The following is a 2,647-nucleotide window of genomic DNA, read 5'->3' on the forward strand; positions in this document are numbered from 1 at the left end:
GGGTTTAGCAGAGGGGGTAAGGGCCTCCAGGAGTATCACCTCCCCCTCCAGGTGCAGCGCAATCCGGTCGTTGACCCCTAAGCGGCGCTTGGCGTAGTAGGCCGCTAGGCCCTCCAAGCGCCCCTGCTGCCAGTTTATCCGCCCTTCGTAGGTCTCGCCCTCCTCATCCCGCAAGAGCACCTGCTCTTTCCCCTGTAGGTACACCCGCAGCGGTTGGATTAGGTTCATGGTTCCACTATGAAGGCAAGCACTGGTGAGGACGTAGCGCGCGATCATAAGCTTCCCTGGGTCAACCGGCCAACCGCCATGGGCTTCCCGGCGGTAAGCATATAGTACATTTCGTAGGCTACCTGCAGCGTGGTCTCGGCGTCGCCCAAAGCGCGGTGGCGGCCAGCAACCTCTAGGTCAAAGGCCCAGGCCAAGGCATCCAGACCCCGCTTGCGCAGGGCGGGCAGGGCCTTGCGCGCCCAGTCCATCGTGTCCACCACCGGGTTGTCCAGCCTGTAGCCCAACCGTCTCAACCGGGGATGCAAAAACCCCAGGTCAAAGGGCGCGTTCTGAATGATCAGGGTAGCCCCCTGGAGCATAGGCCAGGCCTCCTGCAACACCGCGTACACGTCTGGAGCGTTCTGCACATCCGCGTCGCGAATCCCGGTGAGCCGGCTGATGAAGGGGGGAATGGGCCCACCGGGGTTCACCAGCCGCTGGAAAACCACGCGCTGAGCGTTTTCCAAGCGAATCAAGGCCAGCTCAATGACCTCGCTTCTCTCCGGGGAAAGCCCGGTGGTCTCCACATCCAGCACCACCACCGGCTCCCCCCGGGGAGGAAACCCGTAGCTCCACTCCCAAAGCCCCACTCTTCCCCCTCGGCGCTCAAACCGACCGTCCAGCAGGTCGTCCAGCAGGCCCTGGGTCCAGCTACCCCGCGGCAGCCCGGGGGCCACCAGCACCTCGGCCAGCACAGGCTCGGCTTGAGGCAGGCCAAGACCGCGAAGGTGGCGGGCCAAGCGGGTGGAAAGGCGGTAGTGGGTGGGGCTCATCAAACTGCTCCGTGGAGCTTTGTACAGCGTCTTGGAGGGAGTATACCCCAGCCCACAGACCCATGACAAAGCGCCACAGGGCTTAACGTCTTAACGTTGCAGCTAAGGGAGGGCCTGCCGGGCGAACTGGCCCCCGGTGGCCTCCTCAAAGGCCTGCGCCAGGCTAAAGAGGAGCTCGTCTCGCAAAGGCGGCGCCACGAGCTGCAGCCCCACTGGAAGCGCCCCCTCAAACCCCGCGGGCAGGCTCATCGCAGGCAGGCCCACCAGGTTGACTGCCACGGTGTCCACATCGGCCAGGTACATCGCCAGGGGGTCCCCGGTCTTCTCACCCAGGCGGAAGGCCGGCGTGGGGCTGGTGGGGGTAAGGAGCAGATCGGCCTGGGCAAAGGCCGCCTCCATATCCGCCTTCAGCCGGGCTCGAGCCCGCAGGGCCCTACCATAGTAGGCGGCGTAGTACCCTGCGGAGAGCACAAAGGTTCCCATCAAGATGCGGCGCCTGGCCTCTGGGCCAAAACCCTTCTCCCGGGTGCGCATCATGGTCTCCACGCTGTCCTCCCCAGGCACCCGCAGGCCGTAAAGGGTCCCGTCGTAGCGGGCCAGGTTGGAGCTTATCTCGGCGGTGTTGACGATGTAATAGGCGGCCAGGGCGTACCTCAAGGTGGGCACGCTCACCTCCACAAAGCGCACCCCTCGCCCTTCCATGACCGCCCGGAAACGCTCCAGGGCCTCCAGCACCCCAGGGGAATTGCCCTCCGCCAGCGCCTCCTTGATCACCCCAACGGTAAGCCCCCCCACAGGGGCCCCCAAGGCCTGAGCGAAGCGGGGCTCGGCCTCCAGGCTGGTGCTGTCGCGGGGGTCGGGGCCGCTCACCACATCGGTAAGGAGGGCCAGGTCGGCCACCGTGCGGGCTAGGGTGCCCACCTGGTCAAGGCTGCTGGCCGTGGCCACCACCCCGTAGCGGGAGATGCGCCCGTAGGTGGGCTTGAAGCCGTAAACGCCGCAGAAGGCCGCCGGCTGGCGCACGCTGCCCCCGGTATCGGTACCCAGGGCCACCGGCGCAAGGTCTGCGGCCACCGCAGCCGCTGAGCCCCCCGAGGTGCCCCCCGGAACCCGCTCCGGGTCCCAAGGGTTCCGGGTAGGGCCGAAGGCCGAGTACTCGGTGGAGGAGCCCATGGCGAACTCATCCATGTTGGTCTTGCCCAGCACCACCGCCCCCGCCTGGCGCAACCGCTCCACGACCGTGGCGTCGTAAGGGGGAACAAAGGAGGCCAGCACCCTCGAGGCGCAGGTGGTCTCCAGGCCGCGGGTACAGATGTTGTCCTTGAGGGCTACCGGAACCCCTGCCAGGGGCAAGGCCTCCCCCGCCGCAAGGCGCCCCTCCACCCGGCGGGCCTCCTCGAGGGCCCGGGGGTTCAGGCGAATGAAGGCGTGGAGTTGGGGCTCAAGCCGCTCAACACGGGCCAGATAGGCCGCTAAAACCTCACTAGGGGTGGTTTCTCCAGAGCGGACCCGCTTTGCAATCTCCTGCGCCAGCATACGGCCCCCATGATATAAGGAATCGGCCTCATCCACCCCGCCAAGGCCCCTGGGCGAACCAGCCCCGCACC

2 protein-coding genes and 1 pseudogene are annotated in these 2,647 nt (G+C 66.7%); all 3 read right to left on the reverse strand.

Going from position 1 to position 2,647, the window contains the following annotated elements:
* Positions 1 to 228, reverse strand: a pseudogene (locus tag Mlute_RS14775) (hypothetical protein); the annotation flags it as partial.
* 44 nt (positions 229 to 272) lie between these two features.
* Entirely contained in the window at positions 273 to 1,040 is a 768-nt protein-coding gene (locus tag Mlute_RS14780; protein ID WP_119361295.1) for a 3'-5' exonuclease, read from the reverse strand.
* A gap of 102 nt (positions 1,041 to 1,142) precedes the next feature.
* Positions 1,143 to 2,576 (reverse strand): Asp-tRNA(Asn)/Glu-tRNA(Gln) amidotransferase subunit GatA, encoded by a 1,434-nt coding sequence (gene gatA, locus Mlute_RS14785; RefSeq protein WP_119361296.1) that lies wholly within the window; start codon positions 2,574 to 2,576, stop codon positions 1,143 to 1,145.
* Positions 2,577 to 2,647 lie beyond the last annotated feature (71 nt).

The sequence above is a fragment of the Meiothermus luteus genome (assembly GCF_003574085.1).
GTDB classification, from domain to species: Bacteria; Deinococcota; Deinococci; order Deinococcales; family Thermaceae; genus Meiothermus; species Meiothermus luteus.

Excerpts from the sequence above, each read along its gene's own strand:
- Mlute_RS14780 (WP_119361295.1), bottom strand. The coding sequence starts at position 1,040 with ATGAGCCCCACCCACTACCGCCTTTCCACCCGCTTGGCCCGCCACCTT.
- gatA (WP_119361296.1), bottom strand. The coding sequence starts at position 2,576 with ATGCTGGCGCAGGAGATTGCAAAGCGGGTCCGCTCTGGAGAAACCACC.